Origin of the sequence: Oleiharenicola lentus (genome assembly GCF_051660365.1) — a bacterium.
Lineage (GTDB): Bacteria > Verrucomicrobiota > Verrucomicrobiia > Opitutales > Opitutaceae > Lacunisphaera > Lacunisphaera lenta_A.
Window position 1 is genome coordinate 2,600,001 of record NZ_JBOZXB010000001.1, and the last position, 23,539, is coordinate 2,623,539.

Below are 23,539 nucleotides of genomic sequence, written 5' to 3' on the forward strand. Positions count from 1 at the left end.
TATCATCTTATGAAAACGCTTTCTGACGTCACCACCCCGGCGCTTGTGTTGGATAAGGCCATTCTCGTGCGCAACCTCGATCGCATGCAGGCGAAGGCAAATCTCCTCGGAGTCGCGCTGCGCCCGCATTTGAAAACGGCGAAGTCCATCGAAGTCGCCCGCCTCGCGCTGGAACGCGGCGCGCGCGGCATCACGGTGTCGACGTTGAAGGAAGCGGAGTTTTTCGCGGAGCGCGGGGTCGTGGATATTTTTTACGCGGTGTCGATTATCGGCCGGCACGTGGCGCGGCTGGCGGCGTTGGTGAAGGCAGGCGTTTCAATTCAGGCTGGCGTGGATAGCGTCGAGGCGGCGCGGCAGATCGTGGCGGAGAGCGCGAAAATAAAAGTCGCGCTGACCTTGCGCATTGAAATCGATTCCGGCGAACACCGGGGCGGCGTGCAGGCGGATTCGGCGGAGTTGCTGGAGATCGCGCGCATCTTGCGCGACGGCGGACATCGCATCTCGGGTGTGTTCACGCACGGCGGGCATGCTTACGCGACGGATGCGGCGGCGCGGACAAAAATTTCCGAAGATGAGCATCACGTCGTCAAGCTGGCCGCCAAGCGGCTCAACGAAGCGGGTTTCGCGATCGAGGTGGTGAGTTGGGGGTCGACGCCCACGGCGGTGGCGGCGAAGCCTTCGGCAGGAATCACGGAGCTGCGTTGCGGCGTTTACACATTTGGCGATTTGTATCAGGCGGGTATCGGTTCGCACACGATGAGCGATATCGCGGTGTCGGTGCTGGCGACGGTGATTCGTCAACGGCCGGAGGAAAACAGCCTGATTATCGACGCGGGCTCGCTGGCGCTCTCAAAAGACCGGAGCACGGCCGCACTCGGGCCGGCGGGCGACATGGGTTTTGGTTTGATCGCGAATGAAGACGGCACGCCGTTGAAACAAAAACTCACGGTGAGTTACGCTTTTCAAGAACACGGGGTCGTGAAATCAGCGGAGCCGATCGATTTTTTAAAATTCCCGCTGGGCAGCCGCGTGCGCGTGTTGCCCAATCACGCGTGCATCACGGCGGCGGCTTACGATTCTTATCACGTAGTGGAAAACGGAAACGTCGTGGCGGTGTGGTCGCGCGTGAATGGCTGGTGAAAACGGCAAGGCCCGGATCACCGCTGACCCGGGCCCCCAACCCTAATTACAATACTACGTAACTGGAATGGAAGTGTAGCTTGCTGCGTGCCGTCGCGGCTAAGTGGAACCCCGTAAAACCAACGACAGTTTCCCTCAGAAAAAGACGCGTTGGATAAACCAAAAAATTCCGGCCCCCGCTACCAGCGCAGAAAGAATAATCACGCCGCGACGTTCGAACCACGGGTAACGACGCAGCCAGAATAACAGCGGCAGGAAAATCGCGGCCACGGCGAGCTGGCCAATTTCGACGCCAAGATTGAAACCGATGAGCGGGGCCGCGAACGAGCTGCCGTTTGCGCCGATGCCCAATTCGCGCAACACACCGGCGAAGCCGAAGCCATGCACCAAACCGAGGATAAACGTGAGCAGCCAGCGCGAGCGTTCGCGGTCACGACGCACGATGTTTTCGATCCCCACATACACAATCGACGCCGCAATGGCGGGCTCGACGAATGAGCCGGGAATTTTCACGAGATCGAACGTCGCCAGCGCGAGGGTGATCGAGTGAGCCAACGTGAAACTGGTGATGACCGCCACCATCCCGCGGATGCCACGGCAGGCGAGCAGCAGGCCCGCGAGAAACAACAAATGGTCGAAGCCGATGAGAATATGCTCCACACCGAGCAGGAAAAAGCTGCCGAAAATTTTTGATCCACTGGCGTGCGGGGAACTGTTTTGAGCGGATCCTTCGACGTCCAGCGAGAGCTCAAGCGAGTTTTCAACCAAGCGACCGCCGGTGGCGCTCCAGTTGACGGTGACCTGCGGTGAAGACGCCGCGATGAGCGTTTCCATGACCACGCGCCGGCTTTGGCCGGCGGCGGTGAGAAATTGCCGGTGCCGTTCGGGCAGATCTTTCAGGCGAGGAAATTCAAGATTCCAGATTTCAAGCGGCGCGGCGTCGATGAGCACGTTGAGGACGATATTGTTTTCCTTGTCCTGAAATTGGACGCCCAGCGAACGTTGCGGCGCGGGTTTTCCGCTGACGTTGACTTGCAGCCAGGAAAGCGCGGTGTGCTCGATCTCGGCGCGGCCGGCTTCGAATTCGGCGCGGGAAAGTGCGCCGTCTTTATTCGTATCGATCGGCGCGAGGAATAAAAAATCGGTCGGCGCGAATTGGATGACGGCTTCGCCCCAACCCGGACGACCGACGAGATGGAGGCTGCTTAAGCCCGGTTCGTGGGCGCGAGACAGAAGCGCCGCCGCCAGAAAAACGAACAAGGCTGCGGCGCGAACCCTCACGCCGTCGCGGCGGGCTTCAACGGCGCGAGTAACTCAGGGTGGTCGATCCACGGAATCTTGGTGAGATCGAGATTTCCGCCGGAAACGACGATGCCGATCCGGCGATAATGCGCCGGCAATTTTCCTTCGAGAATTGCCGCGAAGGGAGTGGCACCGCTTGGTTCGACGACGATTTTGAGCACTTCCCAGAGTCGCTTCATCGCTTGCGCGATGGCGTGTTCCGAGACCGTGACGACTTCGGTGTTGGTCGCGTGGAGAATATTGAATGGCCGTTCGGCCAGCCCGACGCGGAGGCCGTCGGCAATCGTGTTGGGATGAGGCGCATGTAACTTACCGTCTTTGAGGGACAGGTAGGTGTCGTTGGCTTGCTCAGGTTCGACGGCGATGATGTCGGGGCGAAGTTTCAACGTGTGTTTTGCGACGACCAAGCCGGACGCGAGACCGCCCCCGCCGACCGGGCCGATGATAAGATCGAGATCGGGGACTTGTGCGGCGAGTTCCACCGCGACCGTGGCTTGACCGGTGATGACGCGAGGATCGTTGGCGGAGTGGGCGAGTTGTGCGCCGGTTTCTTCCATGATCCGAGCGCACGCGGCTTGGCGTGCAGCGTAGGTCGGCTCGCACAAGGTCAGCAGACCGCCGTAGCGTTTCACCGTCGCTTGTTTGGTGAGCGGCGAATTGGAGGGCATGATGATGTGCGCGGGCACGCTGCGGATGGCCGCCGCGCACGCGATGGCCGCGCCGTGATTGCCAGAAGAGTGGGTGGCGACGCCGCGTTTGGCTTCGTCGTCAGTGAGCGAGAGAATCAGGTTGCTCGCGCCGCGAATTTTAAAGGAGCCAGTTTTCTGGAAATTTTCGCACTTAAAAAAAAGTTCGAGGCCACTGTCGTGGTTGAGCGTTCGGCTGGTGAGCACGGGCGTGCGATGGATCGCGCCGGCGATGCGGGTGTGCACAGTGCGCACATTTTCCAACTCTTTGAAAATTTCCATGGTGGGTGCCGCGGCCAGCGTGGGCAACGGGGCAGGAGTGTAGAGCACACGGCGGGGCAGGTGATATCCGAGGAACCCCGTAAAAGCTTCCGGGGTTCGAAGATACGGCACACTCGGCACCGCGCCGCGTGAGATGCGACCGCTTAGTTACGGAAATCGAGCGGCGGTTTGCGATCGCCGAGCATGGACTCGTATTTGAAATCAGAACCGCGGCGCTTCTCGAATTCGGCTTTTGCGGCTTTGATCGTTTCCGGTTGTTGGAAGAGATCGATCGCAGTCAGCGCGATGGTTTTGGCGGCGACTTGCATGCCTTTCAAACCGATCGTGGTGCCGCCGCAGGCGACGGCTTGCCAGCTGTGGCCGGGTGTGCCGGGCACCCAAGTCGCGGTGCGGACGCCCATCGTGGGGACGTTCCAACTGACGTCGCCGACGTCGGTCGAGCCGCCGCCTTCGCGCACGTAGTTGTAGGGGAGCACGGACGAAGCCATTTCCAGCGCGGCGGGTTTGCCACCGGGCAGGGTTTTGCCGATTTCAGCGGCGAAGGCTTTTTCTTTCGCATCGTAGGTGACGCCGCCGACTTTTTCCAAGTTGGCGTGCATGACGGCGGCGAGGGCGTCGTTCGGGAGCAGATCGTAGACCCCGTGGATAATCTCGCGATCAACCGTCGTGCCGGTGCCGAGCGCAGCGCCTTCGGCAGCTTTTTCGAGGCGGCCCCAGACTTCCTGCACCGTGTCGCGGCTCGGGCTGCGGACATAATAATAAACTTCGGCAAACGCGGGCACGACGTTCGGGGCTTCGCCGCCGCGCGTGATCACGTAGTGGATGCGGGTGCTGTCCGGCACGTGTTCGCGCATCATGTTCATCATGAAATCGAGGGCTTCGACGCCATCGAGCGCGGAGCGACCGCGTTCCGGCGCAGCCGCGGCGTGCGAGGAGATGCCGCGAAAGCGAAACTTCGCGGACTTGTTCGCGAGCGATTGGGAGTTTGTCACGAGGTTGCGATCGCCGGCGTGCCAGTGGAGCACCACGTCGACGTCTTTCATAAGACCATCGCGCACCATGTAAACTTTGCCCGCGCCGCCTTCTTCGGCTGGCGTGCCGTAGTAACGAATCGTGCCTTTCTGGCCGGTGGCTTTCATCCAGTTTTTCACCGCGACGACGGCTTCAGCCGAGCCCGCGCCAAATAAATGGTGGCCGCACGCGTGGCCGGCTTTGACGTCGGCGCGTTCTTTGCGGACAGGATCGGCGGTTTGTGAAACGCCGGGGAGTGCGTCGAATTCGCCGAGCACGCCGATGATGGGATGGCCGCTGCCATAGCTCGCGACGAAGCCAGTCGGCATGCCGGCGACGTTGGCTTCCACTTTAAAACCTTCTTTGGCGAGCTGCTCCTGAATCGCGGCGGAGCTTTTGATTTCCTGGTAACCGAGCTCGGCGTGGTTCCAGATTTTGAGCGCGAGTTCTTCGTAAGGCGCCTTGGTGGCGTCCATTTGTTTGATGATGTCTTCTTTCGTGGTCTGCGCGAACACGGGAGCCGCGAGCGCGGCGCCGAGGAGCGAGATGAGGAGGGTAGTTTTTTTCATGTGGTGTGAGAGTGGTGAGTGGAAGCGAGGACGGTGAGGTGAGCGGGTAATTTTATTTGGCCACGGATTGGACGGATTAAAACGGATGGCACGGAAATTTTTTGTCCGTGAATTTATCCGTAATCATCCGTGTTATCCGTGGTAAAAAGAAACGCGCGAACGCGGCGTAATTTTTATTTGCGGTAGTCCAGTGGGGGTTTGCGGGTGCCGACGAGGGATTCGTATTTGAAATCGCTGCCGCGGCGGCGATCGAGATCGGCTTTCGCGTCTTTGACGATTTGCGGATTCGTGAAGAGATCCATGGCACTGAGCGCGATCGTCTTTGCGGCGACCATCATGCCTTTGGTCGCGATGGTGGTGCCGCCGGCGGCGACGGCTTGCCAGCTGTGTCCGGGCGTGCCGGGCACCCACGTGGCGGTGCCGATGCCCATCGTCGGGACAACCCAGCTGATGTCGCTCACGTCGGTCGACGCAGGGAAGGGCGCGGCGTTGGGGTTGAAGGGCTGCACTTGAGTCGCGAGTTCGAGCGCGGCGGGGCGGCCGCTGGGGAGCGTCTTGCCGATTTTTTCGGCGAAGGCTTTTTCTTTTTCGTCGTAGGTGATGCCGCCGACTTTTTCGAGATTCGCCTGCATGACGCGGCCGAGCGGTTCGTTGGGCATCATTTCGTAAACGCCACCGGTGACTTCCCAATCGACCTTCGTGCCCGTGCCGAGCGCAGCCCCTTCGGCGGCCTTCTCAATGCGACCCCAGACGTCGGCGACGGTGGCGCGGCTGGGGCTGCGGACGTAATAGTAAACTTCGGCGAAAGCCGGCACGACGTTTGGCGCTTCGCCACCGCGCGTGATGACATAGTGGATGCGCGTGTCGGACGGCACGTGTTCGCGCATCATGTTGGCCATGTGGTCGAGCGCTTCGACGCCGTCGAGGGCGGAGCGACCGCGCTCGGGAGCGGCCGCGGCGTGAGAAGAGATGCCGTTGAAACGAAATTTGCCGGACTTGTTGGCCATCGAACTGGACATCGTGACGCCGTTGCGGTCGCCCGCGTGCCAGTGGAGGACGGCGTCGACATCTTTGAAGGCGCCGTCGCGCACGAGGTAAACTTTGCCGGAGCCGCCTTCTTCCGCGGGGCAACCGTAGAAACGAATCGTGCCTTTGGTGCCGGTGGCTTTGAGCCAGTCTTTCACGGCGATGGCGGCCGCGGTGGAGCCTGCGCCGAAAACGTGGTGGCCGCAGGCGTGGCCGGCTTTGGCGTCGGCGCGTTCCTCGCGTTGGGGCGAGGCGGTTTGCGAGACGCCGGGCAGCGCGTCGAATTCGCCGAGGATGCCGATGATCGGGTGACCGCTGCCGTAGCTGGCGACAAATGCGGTCGGCATGCCGGCCGTGCCCGCTTCGACGGTGAAGCCGGCTTGTTTGAATTGCTCCTGCAGCAAGCCGGAGCTTTTGACTTCTTGATAGCCGACTTCGGCGTAGTTCCAGATTTTCATCGCGACGTCGGCGTAGGTCGGAGTGCGCGAGTCGAGGAGTTTGGTGACGTCGTCTTTGGTGGTTTGGGCGAAGGCGGCGCTGGCGCTTAACGCCGCGAGCGCGGTAAGCACAGGAAGTCGAACGCAGGGAGCGGTTTTCATGAGAGCGGGTTTTTGGGGTTTGTAGGGAATTTTTTAGCCACGGATGACACGGATTTTAACGGATCAGACGGATGAGGTTATCCGGAAAAATCCGTGTCATCCGTGGTTAAAAAAACTGCAAGTGGTGGCGCGAGGATCAGGGCAGTTAGGGATAACCGCCCCTCCCTTTTGATGCTTGGAAAAAAGAAGGGGAAACGCCGTGAGACGTTTCCCCTGAGAGTTTGGTTCTGTTTTTAAGAACCCATGACGAACTGATTAGAATTCGCGGGTGAGGGTGACCGAGAAGGCGCGACCGATCCAGAGGCTGGAACCGTTGCTGCCGGAGTAGCCGGGGATGTTGGAACCCGTGCCGGCTTCCGTGGCGGCGACTAACGGCGGTTCTTCGTCGAGGAGGTTGTTCACACCAAAACGGACATTGGTGTTGCGCATCCACTTGTTGGCATCGCGACCGAACTTGTAGGTGATGCCGAGGTTGAGCTGGAGGGTGGGCTCGCCTTCTTCGTAGTAGAAGGTGGTGCCGTCATTCTGCACGACCTTGATGTAGCCTGGCGAACCAGCGGCGGTGTAGAGGGCCGCGGTGGTTTGGGCATTCGTGCGAATATCGCTGGAATACACGGCATTGAGCGAAGCGCCCCAGGAGCCTTTCTTCCATTGAACGGTCGTGGACGAGCGCCATTCCGGCGTGAGCATGGCGACTACGGTGTCGTTCTTCACGTCGGTCGGGTTGTCCTTGATGAACTTGTTCAAGAATTGCGACCACGTGGAGGTGAGGCGGAATTGACCGATCGGTGTGCGCGGCAGGTTGTAGTCGATTTCGTAGTCGAAACCGTTGGTGAAGGCTTTGCCGGTGCCGTTAACTTCCTGAGTGGAAGCGCCGATCCATTGACCGAGCGGGGCGATCCATTGGTTCTGCGGGAGAACGGCGTAGGTCGCTTGGTAGCGGGCGATATCGTCGGCGGTGACGGGAGCGCGCAGCGTGTATTCGTTGCCTTGGTAAACCGTGGTGGACGAGGGGTCGACACGGGAACCGACGTTGATCGCGAGGATGTTCTGACCAGCGGCGAGTTGGGCTTGGGTGTAAGCGAGCAGCTTGGCGCGGTCGTCAGCGATGGCCGTGGCGTCACGGGTTTTGCTGATGATCAGGTTGTTTTGCTCGATTTCCCAATAGTCGATACTGACGGAGAGGCCCTTGACCTTTGGCACTTCGAACACGATACCGGCGCTGATGCCTTCAGATTCTTCGGGCGCCAGGTTCGGATTCGGGAGCGTGTAGGTCTTGTTGAGCACTTGGGCGTCAACGGCCTGGCCAGCTTGGACGAAGTAATCGCTGCGCACCGGATCGCGCGTGCCGGGAGGCGTGCCGACGGTGAAGGAAGCGGCTTGATTCATCGTGGTGAGATCGGGAGCGCGGAAACCTTTGTTATACGAGGCGCGCACCATGACGCTTTTCACTGGTTTCCAATTGATGCCGAACTTCGGCTTCGTGGCGTTGCCGAAGTCGCTGTATTTCTCGTAACGAACGGAGCCGGTCAACTCGAGGGATTGCGTGAGCGGGATGTCGTTCTTGTCGGCGACGAGCGGGACGACGGTTTCAGCGTAGGCGCTGGCGATCGTGCGGTCGGCTTCGTAATTATACTTCGGCGACATGACCAAGATGTCGTTGTTGCCCTGCTCGACCGTGGTGTCGGTCGTGGGATTCATGCTGATGTAGGGAGCTTTGTAGTCGGCCTTGGACTCATAGCGGTATTCGACACCACCGGCGGCGGCAATCGGGCCGGCCCAGAGATCAACCACTTCGCCGCCTGTGCGGAAATCCCAGCTGGCGATCTTAGAGTGACCGAAACGTTTGGCGGACTCGGTATAGAAATCACGCACTTCAGCGGGATTGGTGTAGGCTTTGTCGTAAACAACGGCACCACCGACGATCTTGAAGGTGTAACCAAACGGATTCCACGCATCGGCGCCGGTGCGGAGGGCGGATTTTTTGAGCAGCGATTCACGAATGCTGTTCGTGGCGGCGTCAGTGATGCGGTAGCCACCGAGCATCGCAGCGGTTTCCCATGACCAGGTTTCGCCGAACTTGCCTTTCACGCCACCGAGCACGCGATACATGGCGTCGGAAGCTTCGATATTTTCGTTGCCGCCGTCGTTGATGAGGACGGTGGTGACCGTGATGGCTTGCGGGGTGCCGACGAGTCGGCCACCGACGCCGGTCGGGCTGTAGAAGGTCGAGCCGTAAGGATTGTAGGGATTGTCCGCGCTGAGGGTGATGCGCGCGTCGGAAGAATTCAGCGTGATCGGCTGGCGACCGGTGCGGGATTTCGCGAGGTAGCCAAGCACTTCACCGAAGACGGTGATGTTTTGGCTCAGATCATATTCCAAATGGCTGAACAGATTTGCGCGGGTGCTGCTCGGCTGACCGGTGACAAACTGATTGTAATCGGTGTATTGGGAGCGCGGACGGGCGGCGGTGGAGATCGTGGGCACGCCACTGGCGTCCAGATTCAAACTATAGACAGTGCCGGCGACCGCGTCGGTGCCGAGACGGAAGGTGGCATGCTGCGTGATCGCGGAGCGACCATCATAGACGCTGCCGTCGATATTCCACGGAGCGCGCGCGCGGTCGAGGCGGTTCGAGGAAGCGGAAATTTCGCGTTCGCGCAGGTAGATCGCGTCACGATTGAAGAGGCTGATCGTGGTGACCAAACGGCCTTTGCCTTCGGCGAACTGCGTGCCGAAGTTGATCGTGCCGGTGGCTTCCGCGCCGCCGCCCTGTTCGGTGATACCGAAACGGGCTTGGATCGTGCCGCCGTTCACATCGTTTTTCGAAATGAAATTGATCACGCCCGCGACCGCGTCGGCACCGTAGAGGGCCGAGGCACCGTCGCGAAGAATTTCGATTTGGGCCAGGCCGACCGTGGGCAACGTGTTGATGTTGACCGTGGAGGTGGCGGGCAGGGAACTGACTGCGTTGATCGGCAGGCGGCGTCCGTTGAACATCACGAGGGTGTTTTCGGCACCGATACCACGAAGCGCTGCGGCGGCGTTACCACCGCGCGAAGCGACCGCGTTGGTCGAGGTTTCGTTGGACGGGATGTTCGTAATCTGGGGGATGCCCTGCAGCAAATCCATGGTCGTGCTCGAGTCACGCGCTTCGATTTGCTCGGCGTAAAACACGGTGACCGGAAGCACTTTTTCCGTGTCGGTTCGTTTGATCGACGAGCCCGTGGTTACGAATTTTTCGAGAACCACAGTTTCAGCGGGGGGCGGCGCTGGAGTCGTGGGAGTGGGGGCGATCTGGGCAAATGCCGTGGTGCTAACTGACACTAACAGCAGCGCGGCAAGACTGTGCCGTAGCGGCGAGGATGCTTGGTGTGTAGAGTTCATCGGTGAGAGTCGGCCGAAACGCCCCGAATTTGTGACGACAAATCCGTTGGCAACTTCGTCGACCTAGCGAAGCTAGCATTTCTACTGCCACAGTAACACCTCCGTTTTTCTGATAGGTAAAATCAGGGGAGTCCCCTATCCAAATCCCCTAAACTTTGCACAAAGACCGCGACCAAGTGCGCACGGCTCGCGATGAAACGTCAAAACGCGCCCAGTTCCCTCCTCGGGGCTATGCCCCAGCTAAGGCTTGCCTGAGAATAACCTAAGCGCAACGTTCGCGGCCTGTGTCTAATTCGTTCGGCCAACTCTTCCGTATTACCACTTGGGGCGAAAGCCATGGGCCCGCCATTGGCGTAGTCGTCGATGGTTGCCCCGCAAAACTCCCGCTGAGCGTGGAAGATATTCAGGGCGATCTCGATCGCCGGCGTCCCGGCCAGAGCGATATCACCACGCCGCGAAAGGAAGAGGATAAGGTGGAAATCCTCTCGGGCGTTTTCGAAGGCCTCACGACTGGCGTGCCGATTTCACTCATGGTGCGCAGCGGCGACCAGCGTCCCGGGGCCTACGACGAGATGCGCGAGAAATTCCGTCCGTCGCATGCGGACTACACTTATCAGACTAAATACGGTCATCGCGACCACCGCGGCGGCGGACGCTCTTCCGCTCGTGAGACCATTGGCCGCGTGGCGGCGGGCGCAATCGCGCGAAAAATTCTCCAAGCCGCCGGTGGGGTCGAGATTCGCGCGTATGTGACGCAGATCCACAACCTCGTCGCGCCCGCCTCGGAAAAATTCCCCACGCTCGCGGAAGTCGAGGCCTCCGCCGTGCGCTGCGTGCATCCTGAAACCGCGACGCGCATGATCGATCGGATTAAAGAAGTCCGCAGCGTCGGCGATTCTGTCGGTGGGGTCATCGAGTGTCGCGTGCGCAATCTCCCGGTCGGTCTCGGCGAACCGATTTTCGATCGCCTCGAAGCCGACCTCGGGAAAGCGATGCTTTCTTTGCCCGCAACAAAAGGCTTCGAAATCGGCAGCGGTTTCGCGGGTGCGGCGCAAAAAGGCTCGGAGCACAATGATCCTTTCGTGAAACGCGACGGCCGCGTCGTGACCACCTCGAATCGTTCGGGCGGCGTGCAAGGCGGCATCAGCAACGGCGAGGAACTGGTTTTTCGCACCGCGTTCAAGCCGACGGCGACGATTCTCCAGCCGCAGCAAACGGTCGACGTGCACGGCGCGGAGACGGAATTGAAGGCGCGCGGGCGGCACGATCCGTGTGTGGTGCCGCGTGCGGTCGTCATCGTGGAAGCGATGGCCGCGCTCGTGTTGCTCGACCACTGGATGAGGGATCGCGCGCAGAATCATACGTTTAAATTTTAAGCGGCCCGTGGCGGCTTGTCTTTTGCACAATTTGCGCATCTTTGCGGTGAGATGAGTTCTTCGAAACCGCTGGTTTATTTTATCGTGGGCACGCCCGCTTCGGGCCGCCGTGGAATCGTGCGTGACTTGATTCAAAACGGTCTCGCGGAAGAACAGAAAGTGCTCGTCCTGCTCGCCGAAAACGAAAAGCCCGCCGAGTCCGACGCCGCGCTCGCCAAATTAAAAAATGCCGCCGTGGCGCGCTGGGAATGGACGCCCGCGCCCGCCCATTCGATCGAGCCAGCCGAATTGCCGGCGGTCGATTTCGCGGGTGCTGACACGATTTTTTTCATCGCCGATTCGCGCGTGAGCCCGATGGATCAAATCGAGGCCTTGAAGCCCTGGCTTATCTCCCAAGACGCGGAACTCGCGCGGATTTTTTGCACCGTGGATTGCCAGCTGGCGGAAAAGAATCCGGCCCTCCGCCAGTGGTTCGATGCCTGCATCCATTTCGCCGACGCCGTGTTTCTGGCGAATCGCGAAGGCGTCGCGAACAAATGGCTCAGCGATTTCATCGCACACTACAAAGACCAGTCGTTCCCGTGCCATTTCGTTTACGTAAAAAAAGGCGATCTCACGAATCCTGCCTTGCTGCTCGACCCGACGCCGCGCCGCATCTCGCAGTATTTTGAGGAAGGGGAAATTTACGAAATCGAAGGTCTTGAGACCGACGATGACGAAGAAGATCTCGACGAAGAAGACACCGGCTTGCTTCCGCCTGAACCGTATTTCGTGCGCCAACGCAGCGGTCGTCGCGAAAAAGAAGTGCCTGATATCCGCGATTACCTGGCGAAATAATTTCGCACGCGCTGGCGCGCTCGCGCGTGAATCCGCGTCAAAGTGGTCGCGCCAGATAATCGAACGCGCACTGCAGATCCGGCGGCGCGTCAGGCAGCACCGGCACGTAGTTATAGCGCAAAGGATCCAGCAGCGCTTTGATACCTTCCCGTTCTGCGTGGCTATGAATCGCCAGCAAAAGGGTGGGGCGATGCGCACGCAGAGTTTGCTCGGCTCCGAGCAGGGCCTTGTGGCCGTGCCCTTCGACATCCAGTTTGATGAAGTCCGGCGCATGGATTTTCCCTGCGGCCACCAAGTCATCGAGACGGCACGTGGTAACCGTGATCGTGGGAATGCTTGGATCCCACGTCTCGCCTTCATAGGCGAGATGCGTCGAGGTGCTTTCCAAGCCTTTGTAGGCGAAGAAACGTTGGGACTCGGTCACATTGCTCAAGGCCAGTGGAAACGCTTTTACCCAACGCAGATGGTTTCTCGCTATGTGCAGTTGCAGTCGTGAATAGCTCAACGGGTTCGGCTCAAACGCCGCCACGCTTCCTTGCGCCCCCACGCGTCGACCCAAGCCCACGGCAAACAAGCCGTAATGGCTGCCCAGATCCCACACATGTTTGCCTTTCCAATCCCACAATTCGGCCAACAATTTCTGGACTTCCGGCTCATGCGTGCCGCGCCAGTAAGCCGTCCACGGGAAAAACGACCAGCGCGCACCCTCGGCAACCCCGCTGCGCACCCGCACGGGCAACCGCGCAATCGGTGGCCATTGCAGCACGCGCTTGAGCGGGCGGGTGAGGAAATTCATTCGTGGCAAAGACAGAACCCGCGAATGCCGAGGGCAATGGCCAAGTTAAAAACCACGGGGTGTTGTGGTTTATAGCAGTTAAAACGGGGTGAACGCCCGCGCGGTGGCCCTAACAAATTCCTTGCCCCCTCTCGGTCGGAGCCTATCCATTGGCCCTTCGTTTTTTGCCCGGGTGGTGGAATTGGTAGACACGCAGGTCTCAGAAGCCTGTGCCTAACAGCATCGCGGTTCGAGTCCGCGCCCGGGCACCATTTTGGTAAAGCCAGTGATTACGAGCAACCAGCGCGTTCACTGGCTTTTTTGCGCCATCAAGTGACAACGAGGCTGGCAACAGAGCCGCAAAAAATCGCCGAGAGTTGCTAATGGTTCAGTAGCGAATCGACCTTAAACAACGTTGAGGAGCAGCTCTTTTTGCGGCACGGACAACGTTTGTTCACAAATTACGGCTTCGCTTCCTTCACGAGAGCTATGAGCGGAGTATCTCAAATTAAACTCTACGATTTTGCACCACTCATAGCGTGATCTTAAACGGAGAGCGGTGCGGCAAATTCTCCGCGTCCGTCATTTTGCTTCAAGTAGCGCAAGACCGCTGCATGGAGCGGAATAACCTGATGCCTTCGGGTCTTGCTTGTGGTGAATTTTATTTCTGCGCGTTCTACATCGACGTTTGCCCATGTCAGGTTTGCGATGTCCTTTAGTCGCTGACCGGCGTAAATCCGAAACAGAATCATTCCTAACCACTCTCCCTCTGCTTTTCTCAGTAGCGATGTGAGTTCCGACGCGGTGAACGGTCTGCGAATGCTGCCGGGAGTCTTAAGAACCGAAACTTTGGCTGCGGGGTTGCCTGAAATCACGTCGTCGCGCCACGCGGACGTGAAGAACACTCGCAGTATTTTCAGTTTATTGTTGGCTGTCGTCGCCGATGCCTTTGCCGCGTTCTCATCTCTCCATCTTGCGATGGTGTGAGGAGCGATGAACTCCATGTCGTCATCTGCGTGGTCTCCGAGAAATTTGATGAAGTGATTTGTGGCTTGTTCGTATGACGCGTGAGTTTGGGGAGCGACTTCGCCTTTTTTCCGCGAGACCCACTGAAGCCCGTAGTTTCTGACGGTAGCAGTGGAGATTGAGCTGCCATGGAGTCTCTCGTGAACATCATTCAACACACGTCTCGCTTGCGCTTCAGTTGAGACCTTCTGGGCGGCTTCTTCGAATTGGTCGGCAAGATAAGAAAACCAATGCCAAAAAAATATTAAATAGCGCACCGAGCCACTAATTCCCGCCTTATAATCGAATGGCGCTTGGTATGTAATTAATTAATGATCATTTTGAAATGAGCGCAACTTTTGTATTCATAATTCACGTTTTATTTTTGATGATGAGTTGGCTGTCGGCCGCATTTATATTCGGTTTACCATCAAAAAATAGGACGCAGTTTACTTTTTTCACCCTCTCGTTTTGGCTGTTCCTGATTCTCCTATCTCGTGTTGTATTTGGTTTACCTGTAGCGGCGTTAGAGCGATCCGATGACGGTCAACCCAAGGCCGTGTTGCTACTTATAGCTTTTTTGATCTACACTATGACCAGATTTTTTATTAGCACATTCCGGTCGCGAGAAGCCAAGCCGAACGAGAAGCCAGCCGAAAAGTGAGCGTCACGCCGACGTCTTGGGGACAGTAGAAAAAATGAACCCACGAGCCAACCATAGCGGGGCGCGTGACGTGTGCCAGCATGCGCGGCCTTTTGAGTAATCGTCACTGGGCAGCTTCTCGGCTATCGAACTTTCACAAATCGAAGAAACCTTCGCCTACGTCAGACTGAACACCCCAACGCCTTGCCCGCCTCGTGGCGCTTGTCCTCGAAATGAGTCAGGGGTCAGGGCTTACCATTTACCTTGGGGATGAATAAGTGAGCGGTTGAGGTTCGGGTGTGGCGCGCAAACTGCGGTTAAAATTCGCGGGGCGATTTACCATGTCTAGTTTCAAATTCCCGGGATGGGATCGGTGCGGGTGATTTTTTTGTTTTCCCAGGTGGCTTCGTCGGTGGCGGGGTCGTAGGTCAGGATGCGGCGCGCGCTCTTTGGCACGAGATCCGCGTCGATATGCGGCAACCAGCGGCGGTGCTCGGCGAGGACTTTGGAAAACTCGGGGCGGTTTGCCAGGTTCGTCCATTCGTTCGGATCGGTCTTTTCGTCGTAAAGTTCCTCGGTGCCGTCGGCGTAGCGGATGTAGCGCCAGTGGTCGCTGCGCACGGCGTGGTTGCCTTGGTTATGCGACGTTAACGCGGGCCGCACGCGCTTCGCCTGCGGCTCGCGCAATTGCGGAGTCAGGCTGGTGCCTTCCAAATCGTTGCGCGCCGGCAGACCAGCGAGTTCGGCGAGCGTAGGATAAATATCGAGCAACTCCGCCGGCTGGCTGACTCGCGAATCTGCATGAACCCCCGGTCCTGCGAAAATCAGCGGGATGCGCGTCGAGCGTTCCCAGAGCGTGTTTTTGCCGGTGATGCCCTTTTCTCCAAAATGCCAGCCGTTGTCGCCCCACACGACGACTACCGTGTTTTCCGCGAGACCCGAGGCTTCGAGTTGCGCGAGCACGCGGCCGATCTGCGCGTCGATAAACGACGTGGAGGCGAGATAGGAGCGCACCAAGTTGCGCCATTGATTCGCGGCCTGCACCATCTTGAGGCGTGGCTCCGGCAAGCTCCAATGGAGATACCATGCGAACCGCGGCGTGTCGTCGCGGTCATCGGCCTTTACGGGCGGCAACAAGCGATCGTCGTCAGGATACAAATCATACCAAGGCTGCGTGATATAACACGGAACGTGCGGCAGGAAAAATCCCACGGAGAGAAAAAACGGTTGATCCTTCGGTGCGGTGCGGAGCTGCTCGATGGCCCACGAAGCGAGTTTGTAGTCGCCCTTGTCTTCGTCGTTGTGCGGGAAGACGCCCCATTCCATCGAGCCTAGGTCTTCGCCGTCGGGAACGGGGACGAGTTTTTTCGCCGGCTTGACGCCGGTGCCTTGGGACGGTCCCCAGATATCGAATTCTTTTTCACGGGCCTTCGCTTCCTTGGGAGCGCCATGATAAACCTTGCCGCTAGTGAGCGTGCGGTAGCCGTTGGCTTTGAAATGCTGCGGCAACGTCACGCGATCCTTCCAGCGGTCGAGAGTTCGAAACCACGGCGACATGCCGTAAATCCCTGTCGTGGTTGGCCGCAGGCTCAGCATGAGGCTCGTGCGCGACGGGTGGCAAATCGGTGCCTGGCAATGCGCGTTGGTAAACGTCGTGCCGCGCGCCGCGAGCTGGTCGAGATTTGGCGTTTTGACCAGCGGGTGGCCTTTAAGCGGGCCGACCCAATCGTTTTGATCGTCGATCGCGATGAACAGGATGTTGGGCTTGGTCGGAGTTTTCGGTTCAGCGAATCCTGCCGTCGCGACAAACCATGAAACCGCGACGCTGGCTAAAACGTGAGACGATAATTTTTGCATGGCGGTAAGAATCAAGGTGCGGCGCGTTCAGGAATGCGTGCGTGTTGCTGCTGTAAACTTTTTTCCAGAGCTTTCCGTAAACGCGCGGCTTCCGCTGGTCTTTCCGAAGCGAGGTCGTGTTGCTCAGCCGGGTCGGCTTGCAAATCGTAAAGTTCGCTCCGGCGCTCTTCGTAGAAATAAATGAGCTTCAGATTGACCTGCCGAATCGAAGAGATCGGTTTCGTTTTCACTACCGGCGGATGGTAATAAGGAAAATGCCACGTGAGCGTGTCGCGCGGGAGCGTGCGACTTTGTTGCGTGAACAACGACGCGAGACTGACGCCGTCGAGCGCCACGTTTTTCGGAAGCGGCGCCTGTGCGAGTTCACAGAATGTCGGGAAAAAATCGGTCGCGATAATCGGAGTGTCATTGGTGTCGCCCGCTTTGATGTGGCCCGGCCAGCGCGCGAGCATCGGTTCGCGCACGCCGCCTTCGTAGAGCGTCCACTTGGCGCCGCGTAACGGATTGTCCACGACGTAGTCGGGGTGGCTGCCGTTGTCGGACGTGAACACCACGAGCGTTTTATCCGTCAGGCCTTGTTCGTCGAGCGAGGCAAACAAACGCCCGAGCAAATAATCCATGGTTTCAATCGAGGCGGCGTAACGGAGCTGGGCGTCGGAGAGTTTCAGTCCTAGTTTCTCCGCTTTTGCGCGGTATTTCTCATGAAGGCATTCGAGCCGCGTGTGCACCGGCACGTGCACGTAGTAAAGCGACAGATAAAGGAAAAATGGTTGCGCGCGGTGCTGGCGGAGAAAATCGATGGCACCGTCGATCTGCGCATCAGGAGCAAATTCACCCGGTGCAAACGAGCCAAACGGCGGCAGCTTTTTTTTGCCCTCCGTCATGTAAGCATACGGGTGGCTGCCGCGTTCTTCGGTGGAAAAATCAAAGCCCTGTTGCTTCGGACCGAACGTCTCGCCGTGTCCGAGGTAACGATCGTTGGCCTGCGTGAGGTGCCACTTCCCGAAAAACGCCGTGATGTAGCCGGCAGGTTTTAACGCTTCGGCAATCGTGATTTCAGATAGCGGTAAGTCGGCGGTAAACGCGGGCACGCGAAGCGGCTTATCTGTCGGCGGCTGGTCGGCGTAGGGTTTGGAAACAAATTCGAAATGCAGGCGGGCTGGCGAGCGTCCCGTCAGGATCGACGCACGCGAGGCCGAACAAATCGGCGCGGGCGCGTAACCGTTGGTGAAGCGCACCCCCTGCTGCGCGAAGCGATCGAGGTGAGGAGTCTCGGCAAATTTTTGTCCGTAAGCGCCGATGTCAGAAAAGCCCAAGTCGTCCGCGAGGATGAAGATGATGTTAGGCTTGGCCGACTCTGCGGCCGCGAGTGACACCGTCGCCGCAGCTAAACTGATGAGGACTGACGTCAGTTTATAAATGGAAACGAAACGCTGATTCATGAGGGGATTTTGCGGGCGCAGCGACTGGCGGGGGGAGGTCGCGACAGTTCCGGACAATCAGCAAAAGTAGTGAAGACAGTGAATTTCCCAATCTCGCAGCGCTGGTGCTATTAAAGAACCATAAAGCCTGCTAGGTTCGTCCGGAGTCGGGCACCTCCGACTGCGCGCTACGTCTGAATCCAAAGCTCTTCCGGCCCGCGAAACTGGATGCGTTGCTGCCAGCTGGACTCAGACGAGACCAACTGCGCGTTCGGAACGTGGTCGAGCAACTTTTCCAACACCGTGATCGCTTCCGTGCGCGCGAGCGGCGCACCGAGACAGAAATGAATGCCCGCGCCGAAACTCAAGTGAGCGTTCGCATTGGGTCGCGTGAGGATAAAGCGGTCCGGATCGGGAAAAATTGCCGGGTCGCGATTGGCCGCGCCGATGACTTGGAAAATCATCTGGCCCTCGCGCAACGTCACGCCGCCGAACGTGTGCGTGCGTTTGATGCGGCGGAAATTGCGCTGCTTTGGCGCGTCGAGTCGCAGTGACTCCTCGACGGCATTACCGATGAGGCTGCGGTTGGCGCGGATAGCGGCCCAGTTGGCCGGATCTTTGAGCAATTCGCGCACGAGATTGCCGAGGAGATTCGTGGTCGTTTCGTGGCCGGCGGTGAGAATCGTGTTACAGGTCGCGAGCAATTCGTCACGGCTGAGGCTCTGGCCTTTTTCCTCGGCGGTCGCGAGCGCACTGATCAAATCGTCGCGCGGATTTTTTTTCCGGTCGACGATCAACTCGGTCATGTAGGCGAACATCTCCGTCAGGCTCGCTTGCGACACCATGGCGGTTTCGAACTCGGTGCGCCCTGAGCCTTGAAACGCGAGAATGTCGGACGACCAGCGCTTGAACAAATGCCGGTCAGCGGGCGGCGCGCCGAGCAATTCGGAAATTAACACGACGGGCAACGGGTGCGCCACCTCGTGCACGAAATCGAATTTCGGTTTCGCCGCCGCCGCGGTGATCAATTCGTCCGCGAGTTTCGCGATGCGGGGCTGCAGCGACGCGACCATGCGCGGCGTGAAGGCTTTTTGCACGAGCGAGCGCATCCGCGTGTGGTCGGGCGGATCGGAGCCGATGACATCTTTTTGCGCGAAATAATGGCGCAGCGGGCAAAGTTTTTCCTTCTGCGGCGCGGGCAGTCCTTCGAAGAGCAACGCCTGCCGGTTTTCGTTGGAGAGATTTTCCTTATCCTTCAGCGACACCTGCACGTCGCTGTAGCGCGACACGACCCACGCCTGCCAACGCTCGCTCCACGCGATCGGGGCCTCGGCGCGCAGCCGCGCGTAAGCTGGAAAAGGATCCGACAACATCGTGGGAGCGCTCAACAATTCGTCGAGATCGGGCGGGATAAGCGGGAGATTCATGCAGGGTAATTTGCGGCGAAACATTTTCGCCACGGAGAATGCCTCACTGGGATGCCTTCGCGCTCGTCGCGAGCCAAGCGGGAAGCGACTGAAATTTCAGTGCGCGATGCGGGAGAAGGTGGAGACCGACCTCGGAGCGGGCTGAGTGACTCGCGCATGAAAGTATCACGCGCGCATTCCGGAAACCTGCCCGGAGGTCAGATTCCACCTCGAAATCAAACAGAACTCACTTCACCAAATCCTGAATCAACGGTTCTTGTTGCGGCGCGGTCGGCGTCAATTTGATCGCTTCACGGATAAACGCTTCCGCGCGGGCGCCCTTGGCGTCGTCGTTGATGTGCAGCACGCACAGGCGCGTGCCGGCGCTGACGGGTTCGCCAATCTTAATGAGATCCGAAATGCCGACCGCGTGGTCGACTTTGTCGGTAACCGCGGCGCGACCTCCGCCGAGGGCCATGATGGCGTGGCCGCATTTGAGCGCGTCGACTTCGCTGACGAATCCTTGCGCGTTGGCCGCGGCTTTGACTTCGAGTAATTTTTTCGCGGTCGGAAGAATCGAGTAATCTTCGATCACGCGCGGGTCACCGCTTTGCGCGACGCACATTTCACGAAATTTTTGGAGCGCGGAACCATCCGCAATCGCCCCTTCCATTTTCTTGCGCGCATCGGCTTGGTCGGTCGCCGCGCCACCGAGAACGAGCATGTGGCCGGTGAGTGAGTAGGTGACCTCCATGAGATCGGACGGGCCGTTGCCTTTTAAGCATTCGATGGACTCGATTACTTCCGTGGTGTGGCCCGCAGCGCGACCGAGCGGCTGATTCATCGCGGTGAGCTGCGCCCAAACTGGTTTACCGGCGGCTTTGCCGACTGCGACCATCGCTTTGGCGAGCGTGAGCGCGTCGTCCTTCTTTTTCATGAACGCGCCTTTGCCGAATTTCACGTCGAGCACGAGCGAGTCGATGCCCTCGGCGAGTTTCTTGCTCATGATGCTGGCGCAGATCAGCGGAATACATTCCACCGTGCCCGTGACGTCGCGCAGCGAGTAAAGTTTGCGGTCGGTCGGCACGACTTGCGGCGTCTGGCCGATCATCGCGCAGCCGACTTTTTGGAGAATCGCACGAAACTCCGGCACGCTGAGCTGCACTTTGAAACCAGGAATCGCTTCGAGTTTATCGAGCGTGCCGCCGGTGTGGCCGAGCCCGCGTCCGCTCATCATCGGCACTTTCAAACCGCACGCGACGGCGAGCGGCGCGAGGATGAGGGAAACTTTGTCGCCGACGCCGCCCGTGGAGTGTTTGTCGACCTTCGCGCCGGGAATATCTTTCAAATCGATCACTTCACCGGAGCGCATCATGGCGTCGGTCAGCCACGCCGTTTCCTCAGGCGTCATCCCGCGCCAGAAAATCGCCATGAGCAGCGCGGTCGCTTGATAATCGGCAAACGTCCCGTCCGCCACGCCGCGCGCGAAGAATTCAATCTCCGCTTTCGTCAACGCGCCGCCGTCGCGCTTCTTGATGATGATGTCCTGGGGGAAAAACGTGGGGCTGGTTTGCATGCGACGATGCAAGCGAAGGCCGAGGGGTGGGTCGAGTGGGTTTTCAACTCGTTCTCTTTCTCTTACTCCTTCTCGTTCTCTCGTTCGATGCTTTGAGAGAAAGATTAAGAGTAAGAGAACGAGAAATATTTTAATGCTACCCGTAACGCTCTTCTTTCCACGGATCGCCTATGCCGTGATAACCGCGCACTTCCCAGAACCCGGGCCGATCCTCCGCGAGAAACGAAATTGTTTTCACGAACTTGGCGCCTTTCCACGCGTAGAGTTTGGGGATGATGAAGCGCGCGGGGCCGCCGTGTTCGCGTGCGAGCGGCTGGCCACTGAATTGCGTGGCGAGAAGCACGTCGTCATCGAGGCAATTCGCGAGCGGGACGTTCGTCGAATAACCGTCGTAGCTCGTGAAATACACGAAGCGCGCCTCGGGCTTCGGCTGCGCGAGCTCGAACAAGGTCGTGAACGCCACGCCGCTCCACTCGCAGTCGTATTTGCTCCACGTGGTCACGCAGTGGAAGTCGCTCACGTCGCGCACCTGCGGCAAGGCGTTGAGTTGCGTCCACGAAAGCGTGAGCGCGTTTTCCACCAGCCCGTCGATGCGCAGCGTCCATTCCGCGAGCGGAATCTCCGGTTGCACGCCGAGGTCGAGCACGGGAAAACCGGTCGTGAGTTTTTGTCCCGGCGGCAGACGTTCACTCGCGGCGACGGTGCGGGCGGTGAAGCCTTGAGCGAGCTGCTTCTCGGCCCATTTTTGTTTGGCGGCGATGGCGCGTTCCTTGGACATCGGAATTTAAAGCACCGGTGGTTTGGCCAGCGCTTCCGTGACGAGCCTGCGGCGGCTGCGGTAATAGAACATCAAGCCGCCCTGATAAATAATCGAGGTAATGCCGAGCGTCGCGTAAACCGCCGTCGCGAGCAGGCGCACGACTTCCGGGATCTGCTCCTTAAATAATCCGCGCTCCTCGAACAGCGCCTCCATCTCGGGCGTGATGCGCGAGGTAACCGTCGTGACATCGAAAAACTGCAACTGAACCGTAGAATAAATTAACATCACCGCGAGCGTCAGCATCTGGGCATTGATCAACCGACTCATGCCGTTCGCATCACGCCGCTGAAGCTGACGATTCCCGCTGATTTCCAAGCACCCGGCGAAACACACCACCGCGCCCACCGCCGCTCCCGACCAATCCGCAAACCCCAACGAAAGCAGCGTCCCTAACCCCGACACCACCGCTACGCCCCAACCGTTGACGCGCGAGATCGTGAGGACACGCACGAGAGTTTTTTCGGAAGGTGAAGCAGGGGAGTCGGCCACGCGGGCATCCTGCGTGAACGGTGATGACGGGCGAGCAACTTTCGCGTGGCGACCACTGCTTCAGAGCGGATAAAGTAGAGCGCAGCCCATGAATGGAACCGCAGAGGCACAGAGATCACAAAGAGCAGAAAATAAAGAACCTCCTCTGTGTTCTCTGTGCCTCTGTGGTTCTAGTTGAATTACGACGGTCGGGCCCGATCTCCGAGCCGGCCGGTCTGAAATTTGCGGAATCGGTATGGGTGATTGCGTCACAGACCAATCGAATGAGGATGACGCCCAATTATGGACTACTTCAAAGCAATCGGCGAAAAACTGTCTGCCCGCTGTGGCCAAGGCGAATTGGGCGATAACTTTCCTGCGCTGGCCGCCGAAGTGATGGCGGAGTTTCCGATTCCGGCCGATATGGGCATCGAATTCATGGCGAATTGGGCACTCGGACGTGAGCGTTTGCCGGAGCAGGTTAATTTTCACAGTGGATTCGGCGAGCCGCCGTTGGTGGTTTACGAGGAGCCGCGATTTTACGCGGAGGTTCTTTTCTGGTTTCACGGGCGGACGTCGATTCACAGTCATGGATTTTACGGGGCGTTCCGAGTGCTCGCCGGCTACTCGATCGAAGCGGAGTTTTCGTATCATCGAGATCAGGAGCCCGCGCCCGGCCTTCAAGTGGGCGTATTGGAGCCCACTGCTCTGCGGTTGATCGTGCCCGGCGACATCACGCCGATTCTGCCGAAAGACGCCTTCATTCACACGGTGATGCACATGGGAAATCCTTCGCTGACGCTCGTGATTCGCAACAAAGGAGGCATGACGCAGTTCGATTACTCGATGAGCGGACTGGCGGTTAACTCGTATCAAGATTCGCAGACCCATGTGCGCCAGGCCGAAGTGCTGAGCGCGTATCACGCCGCGAATCCGGAAGGGTTTGCGGCTCGGCTCCTGGAGTTTCTGAAAACTGGCAGCGCTCACCGGATGGCGCGGATTCTCCGGGAAATGGAGCACGAGCTCGACGATGACTTCCTGAGCGGCGAACTCAGCGAGTTGGCGGTCGAGCGATTCGGCCCGCTCGGCGAGGTGATTATCGAATCCCTCACGCGATCAATTCGGGGCGGGCGGATCTGGGAGGAAGTCGCTGGAATCGAGGATCCTGTCCTTCAGCTCAGCACGGCGTTGACGGACCTCTTCCCCGAGGAAACGGATTTGCTCACCGTGGTGGGTCGAACCTTCCCCGACCGCGATCCCGTCGACGTCTTGGAAGAGTGGGCGGAGACGGTCAGTAAGATCAGCTGAGGGCTGCGCAACAAGGAAGGGTTGTGGTTACGCTCAAATCTTTAT

The 23,539-nt window shown here is 58.9% G+C and carries 17 protein-coding genes and 1 tRNA gene; 5 read left to right on the top strand and 13 right to left on the bottom strand.

Annotated features, from left to right (window positions below; genetic code table 11):
- Positions 1 to 9: 9 nt before the first annotated feature.
- Complete coding sequence (locus tag ACRRQW_RS09890; RefSeq protein ID WP_438481181.1) at positions 10 to 1,140, top strand: alanine racemase; 1,131 nt, start codon at positions 10 to 12, stop codon at positions 1,138 to 1,140.
- 135 nt (positions 1,141 to 1,275) lie between these two features.
- Here ACRRQW_RS09890 and ACRRQW_RS09895 read toward each other — a convergent pair whose 3' ends face one another.
- The 5 genes from ACRRQW_RS09895 to ACRRQW_RS09915 all read right to left on the bottom strand — a co-directional run bounded on the left by ACRRQW_RS09895 (position 1,276) and on the right by ACRRQW_RS09915 (position 9,867).
- Positions 1,276 to 2,400, bottom strand: coding sequence for a HupE/UreJ family protein (locus tag ACRRQW_RS09895; RefSeq protein WP_438481182.1), 1,125 nt, complete (start codon positions 2,398 to 2,400; stop codon positions 1,276 to 1,278).
- 17 nt (positions 2,401 to 2,417) lie between these two features.
- Entirely contained in the window at positions 2,418 to 3,458 is a 1,041-nt protein-coding gene (locus ACRRQW_RS09900) for a pyridoxal-phosphate dependent enzyme (RefSeq protein WP_438481183.1), read from the bottom strand.
- Positions 3,459 to 3,553: 95 nt separating this feature from the next.
- Positions 3,554 to 4,990, bottom strand: a complete 1,437-nt coding sequence (locus ACRRQW_RS09905; RefSeq protein WP_438481184.1) for an amidohydrolase — start codon at positions 4,988 to 4,990, stop codon at positions 3,554 to 3,556.
- 173 nt (positions 4,991 to 5,163) lie between these two features.
- The gene (locus ACRRQW_RS09910; protein ID WP_438481185.1) at positions 5,164 to 6,615 is read right to left on the bottom strand and encodes an amidohydrolase; all 1,452 of its coding nucleotides are present in this window, start codon (positions 6,613 to 6,615) and stop codon (positions 5,164 to 5,166) included.
- Positions 6,616 to 6,870: 255 nt separating this feature from the next.
- Positions 6,871 to 9,867 carry a TonB-dependent receptor plug domain-containing protein gene (locus ACRRQW_RS09915; protein WP_438481186.1) on the bottom strand — a complete coding sequence of 999 codons (2,997 nt, stop codon included), beginning with the start codon at positions 9,865 to 9,867 and terminating at the stop codon, positions 6,871 to 6,873.
- A 419-nt stretch (positions 9,868 to 10,286) separates the two neighbouring features.
- On the opposite strand from ACRRQW_RS09915, the gene aroC reads away from it, so the two are divergent.
- Both aroC and ACRRQW_RS09925 read left to right on the top strand, forming a co-directional pair.
- The gene (gene aroC, locus ACRRQW_RS09920; protein WP_438481187.1) at positions 10,287 to 11,378 is read left to right on the top strand and encodes a chorismate synthase; all 1,092 of its coding nucleotides are present in this window, start codon (positions 10,287 to 10,289) and stop codon (positions 11,376 to 11,378) included.
- A gap of 51 nt (positions 11,379 to 11,429) precedes the next feature.
- Positions 11,430 to 12,215 carry a hypothetical protein gene (locus ACRRQW_RS09925; protein WP_438481188.1) on the top strand — a complete coding sequence of 262 codons (786 nt, stop codon included), beginning with the start codon at positions 11,430 to 11,432 and terminating at the stop codon, positions 12,213 to 12,215.
- 37 nt (positions 12,216 to 12,252) lie between these two features.
- Here the strand turns inward: ACRRQW_RS09925 and ACRRQW_RS09930 are convergent, their stop codons facing one another.
- Entirely contained in the window at positions 12,253 to 13,011 is a 759-nt protein-coding gene (locus tag ACRRQW_RS09930; RefSeq protein WP_438481189.1) for an FkbM family methyltransferase, read from the bottom strand.
- Positions 13,012 to 13,177: 166 nt separating this feature from the next.
- Here ACRRQW_RS09930 and ACRRQW_RS09935 point away from each other — a divergent pair.
- A tRNA-Leu gene (locus ACRRQW_RS09935) sits at positions 13,178 to 13,262 on the top strand.
- Positions 13,263 to 13,535: 273 nt separating this feature from the next.
- Here ACRRQW_RS09935 and ACRRQW_RS09940 read toward each other — a convergent pair.
- From ACRRQW_RS09940 to ACRRQW_RS09970, 7 genes are all read right to left on the bottom strand, one after another.
- Entirely contained in the window at positions 13,536 to 14,273 is a 738-nt protein-coding gene (locus ACRRQW_RS09940) for a tyrosine-type recombinase/integrase (protein ID WP_438481190.1), read from the bottom strand.
- Between the two features lie 716 nt (positions 14,274 to 14,989).
- Entirely contained in the window at positions 14,990 to 16,495 is a 1,506-nt protein-coding gene (locus tag ACRRQW_RS09945) for a sulfatase (RefSeq protein WP_438481191.1), read from the bottom strand.
- Between the two features lie 11 nt (positions 16,496 to 16,506).
- On the bottom strand, positions 16,507 to 17,937 hold the full coding sequence (locus ACRRQW_RS09950; protein ID WP_438481192.1) for a sulfatase: 1,431 nt from the start codon (positions 17,935 to 17,937) through the stop codon (positions 16,507 to 16,509).
- A gap of 167 nt (positions 17,938 to 18,104) precedes the next feature.
- On the bottom strand, positions 18,105 to 19,343 hold the full coding sequence (locus tag ACRRQW_RS09955) for a cytochrome P450 (RefSeq protein WP_438481193.1): 1,239 nt from the start codon (positions 19,341 to 19,343) through the stop codon (positions 18,105 to 18,107).
- Between the two features lie 226 nt (positions 19,344 to 19,569).
- Positions 19,570 to 20,898 carry a thymidine phosphorylase gene (locus tag ACRRQW_RS09960; RefSeq protein ID WP_438481194.1) on the bottom strand — a complete coding sequence of 443 codons (1,329 nt, stop codon included), beginning with the start codon at positions 20,896 to 20,898 and terminating at the stop codon, positions 19,570 to 19,572.
- Between the two features lie 136 nt (positions 20,899 to 21,034).
- Positions 21,035 to 21,676, bottom strand: coding sequence for a sulfite oxidase-like oxidoreductase (locus ACRRQW_RS09965; protein WP_438481195.1), 642 nt, complete (start codon positions 21,674 to 21,676; stop codon positions 21,035 to 21,037).
- A gap of 6 nt (positions 21,677 to 21,682) precedes the next feature.
- Positions 21,683 to 22,207 carry a hypothetical protein gene (locus tag ACRRQW_RS09970; RefSeq protein WP_438481196.1) on the bottom strand — a complete coding sequence of 175 codons (525 nt, stop codon included), beginning with the start codon at positions 22,205 to 22,207 and terminating at the stop codon, positions 21,683 to 21,685.
- A gap of 282 nt (positions 22,208 to 22,489) precedes the next feature.
- Between ACRRQW_RS09970 and ACRRQW_RS09975 the strand changes: the two genes are divergently transcribed.
- Positions 22,490 to 23,494 carry a hypothetical protein gene (locus tag ACRRQW_RS09975; RefSeq protein WP_438481198.1) on the top strand — a complete coding sequence of 335 codons (1,005 nt, stop codon included), beginning with the start codon at positions 22,490 to 22,492 and terminating at the stop codon, positions 23,492 to 23,494.
- Positions 23,495 to 23,539: the final 45 nt, after the last annotated feature.

Coding starts and splice junctions, on each gene's coding strand:
- ACRRQW_RS09890 (WP_438481181.1), top strand. CDS start 10: ATGAAAACGCTTTCTGACGTCACCACCCCGGCGCTTGTGTTGGATAAG.
- ACRRQW_RS09905 (WP_438481184.1), bottom strand. CDS start 4,990: ATGAAAAAAACTACCCTCCTCATCTCGCTCCTCGGCGCCGCGCTCGCG.
- ACRRQW_RS09910 (WP_438481185.1), bottom strand. CDS start 6,615: ATGAAAACCGCTCCCTGCGTTCGACTTCCTGTGCTTACCGCGCTCGCG.
- ACRRQW_RS09925 (WP_438481188.1), top strand. CDS start 11,430: ATGAGTTCTTCGAAACCGCTGGTTTATTTTATCGTGGGCACGCCCGCT.
- ACRRQW_RS09930 (WP_438481189.1), bottom strand. CDS start 13,011: ATGAATTTCCTCACCCGCCCGCTCAAGCGCGTGCTGCAATGGCCACCG.
- ACRRQW_RS09945 (WP_438481191.1), bottom strand. CDS start 16,495: ATGCAAAAATTATCGTCTCACGTTTTAGCCAGCGTCGCGGTTTCATGG.
- ACRRQW_RS09950 (WP_438481192.1), bottom strand. CDS start 17,937: ATGAATCAGCGTTTCGTTTCCATTTATAAACTGACGTCAGTCCTCATC.
- ACRRQW_RS09955 (WP_438481193.1), bottom strand. CDS start 19,343: ATGAATCTCCCGCTTATCCCGCCCGATCTCGACGAATTGTTGAGCGCT.
- ACRRQW_RS09960 (WP_438481194.1), bottom strand. CDS start 20,898: ATGCAAACCAGCCCCACGTTTTTCCCCCAGGACATCATCATCAAGAAG.
- ACRRQW_RS09965 (WP_438481195.1), bottom strand. CDS start 21,676: ATGTCCAAGGAACGCGCCATCGCCGCCAAACAAAAATGGGCCGAGAAG.
- ACRRQW_RS09975 (WP_438481198.1), top strand. CDS start 22,490: ATGGACTACTTCAAAGCAATCGGCGAAAAACTGTCTGCCCGCTGTGGC.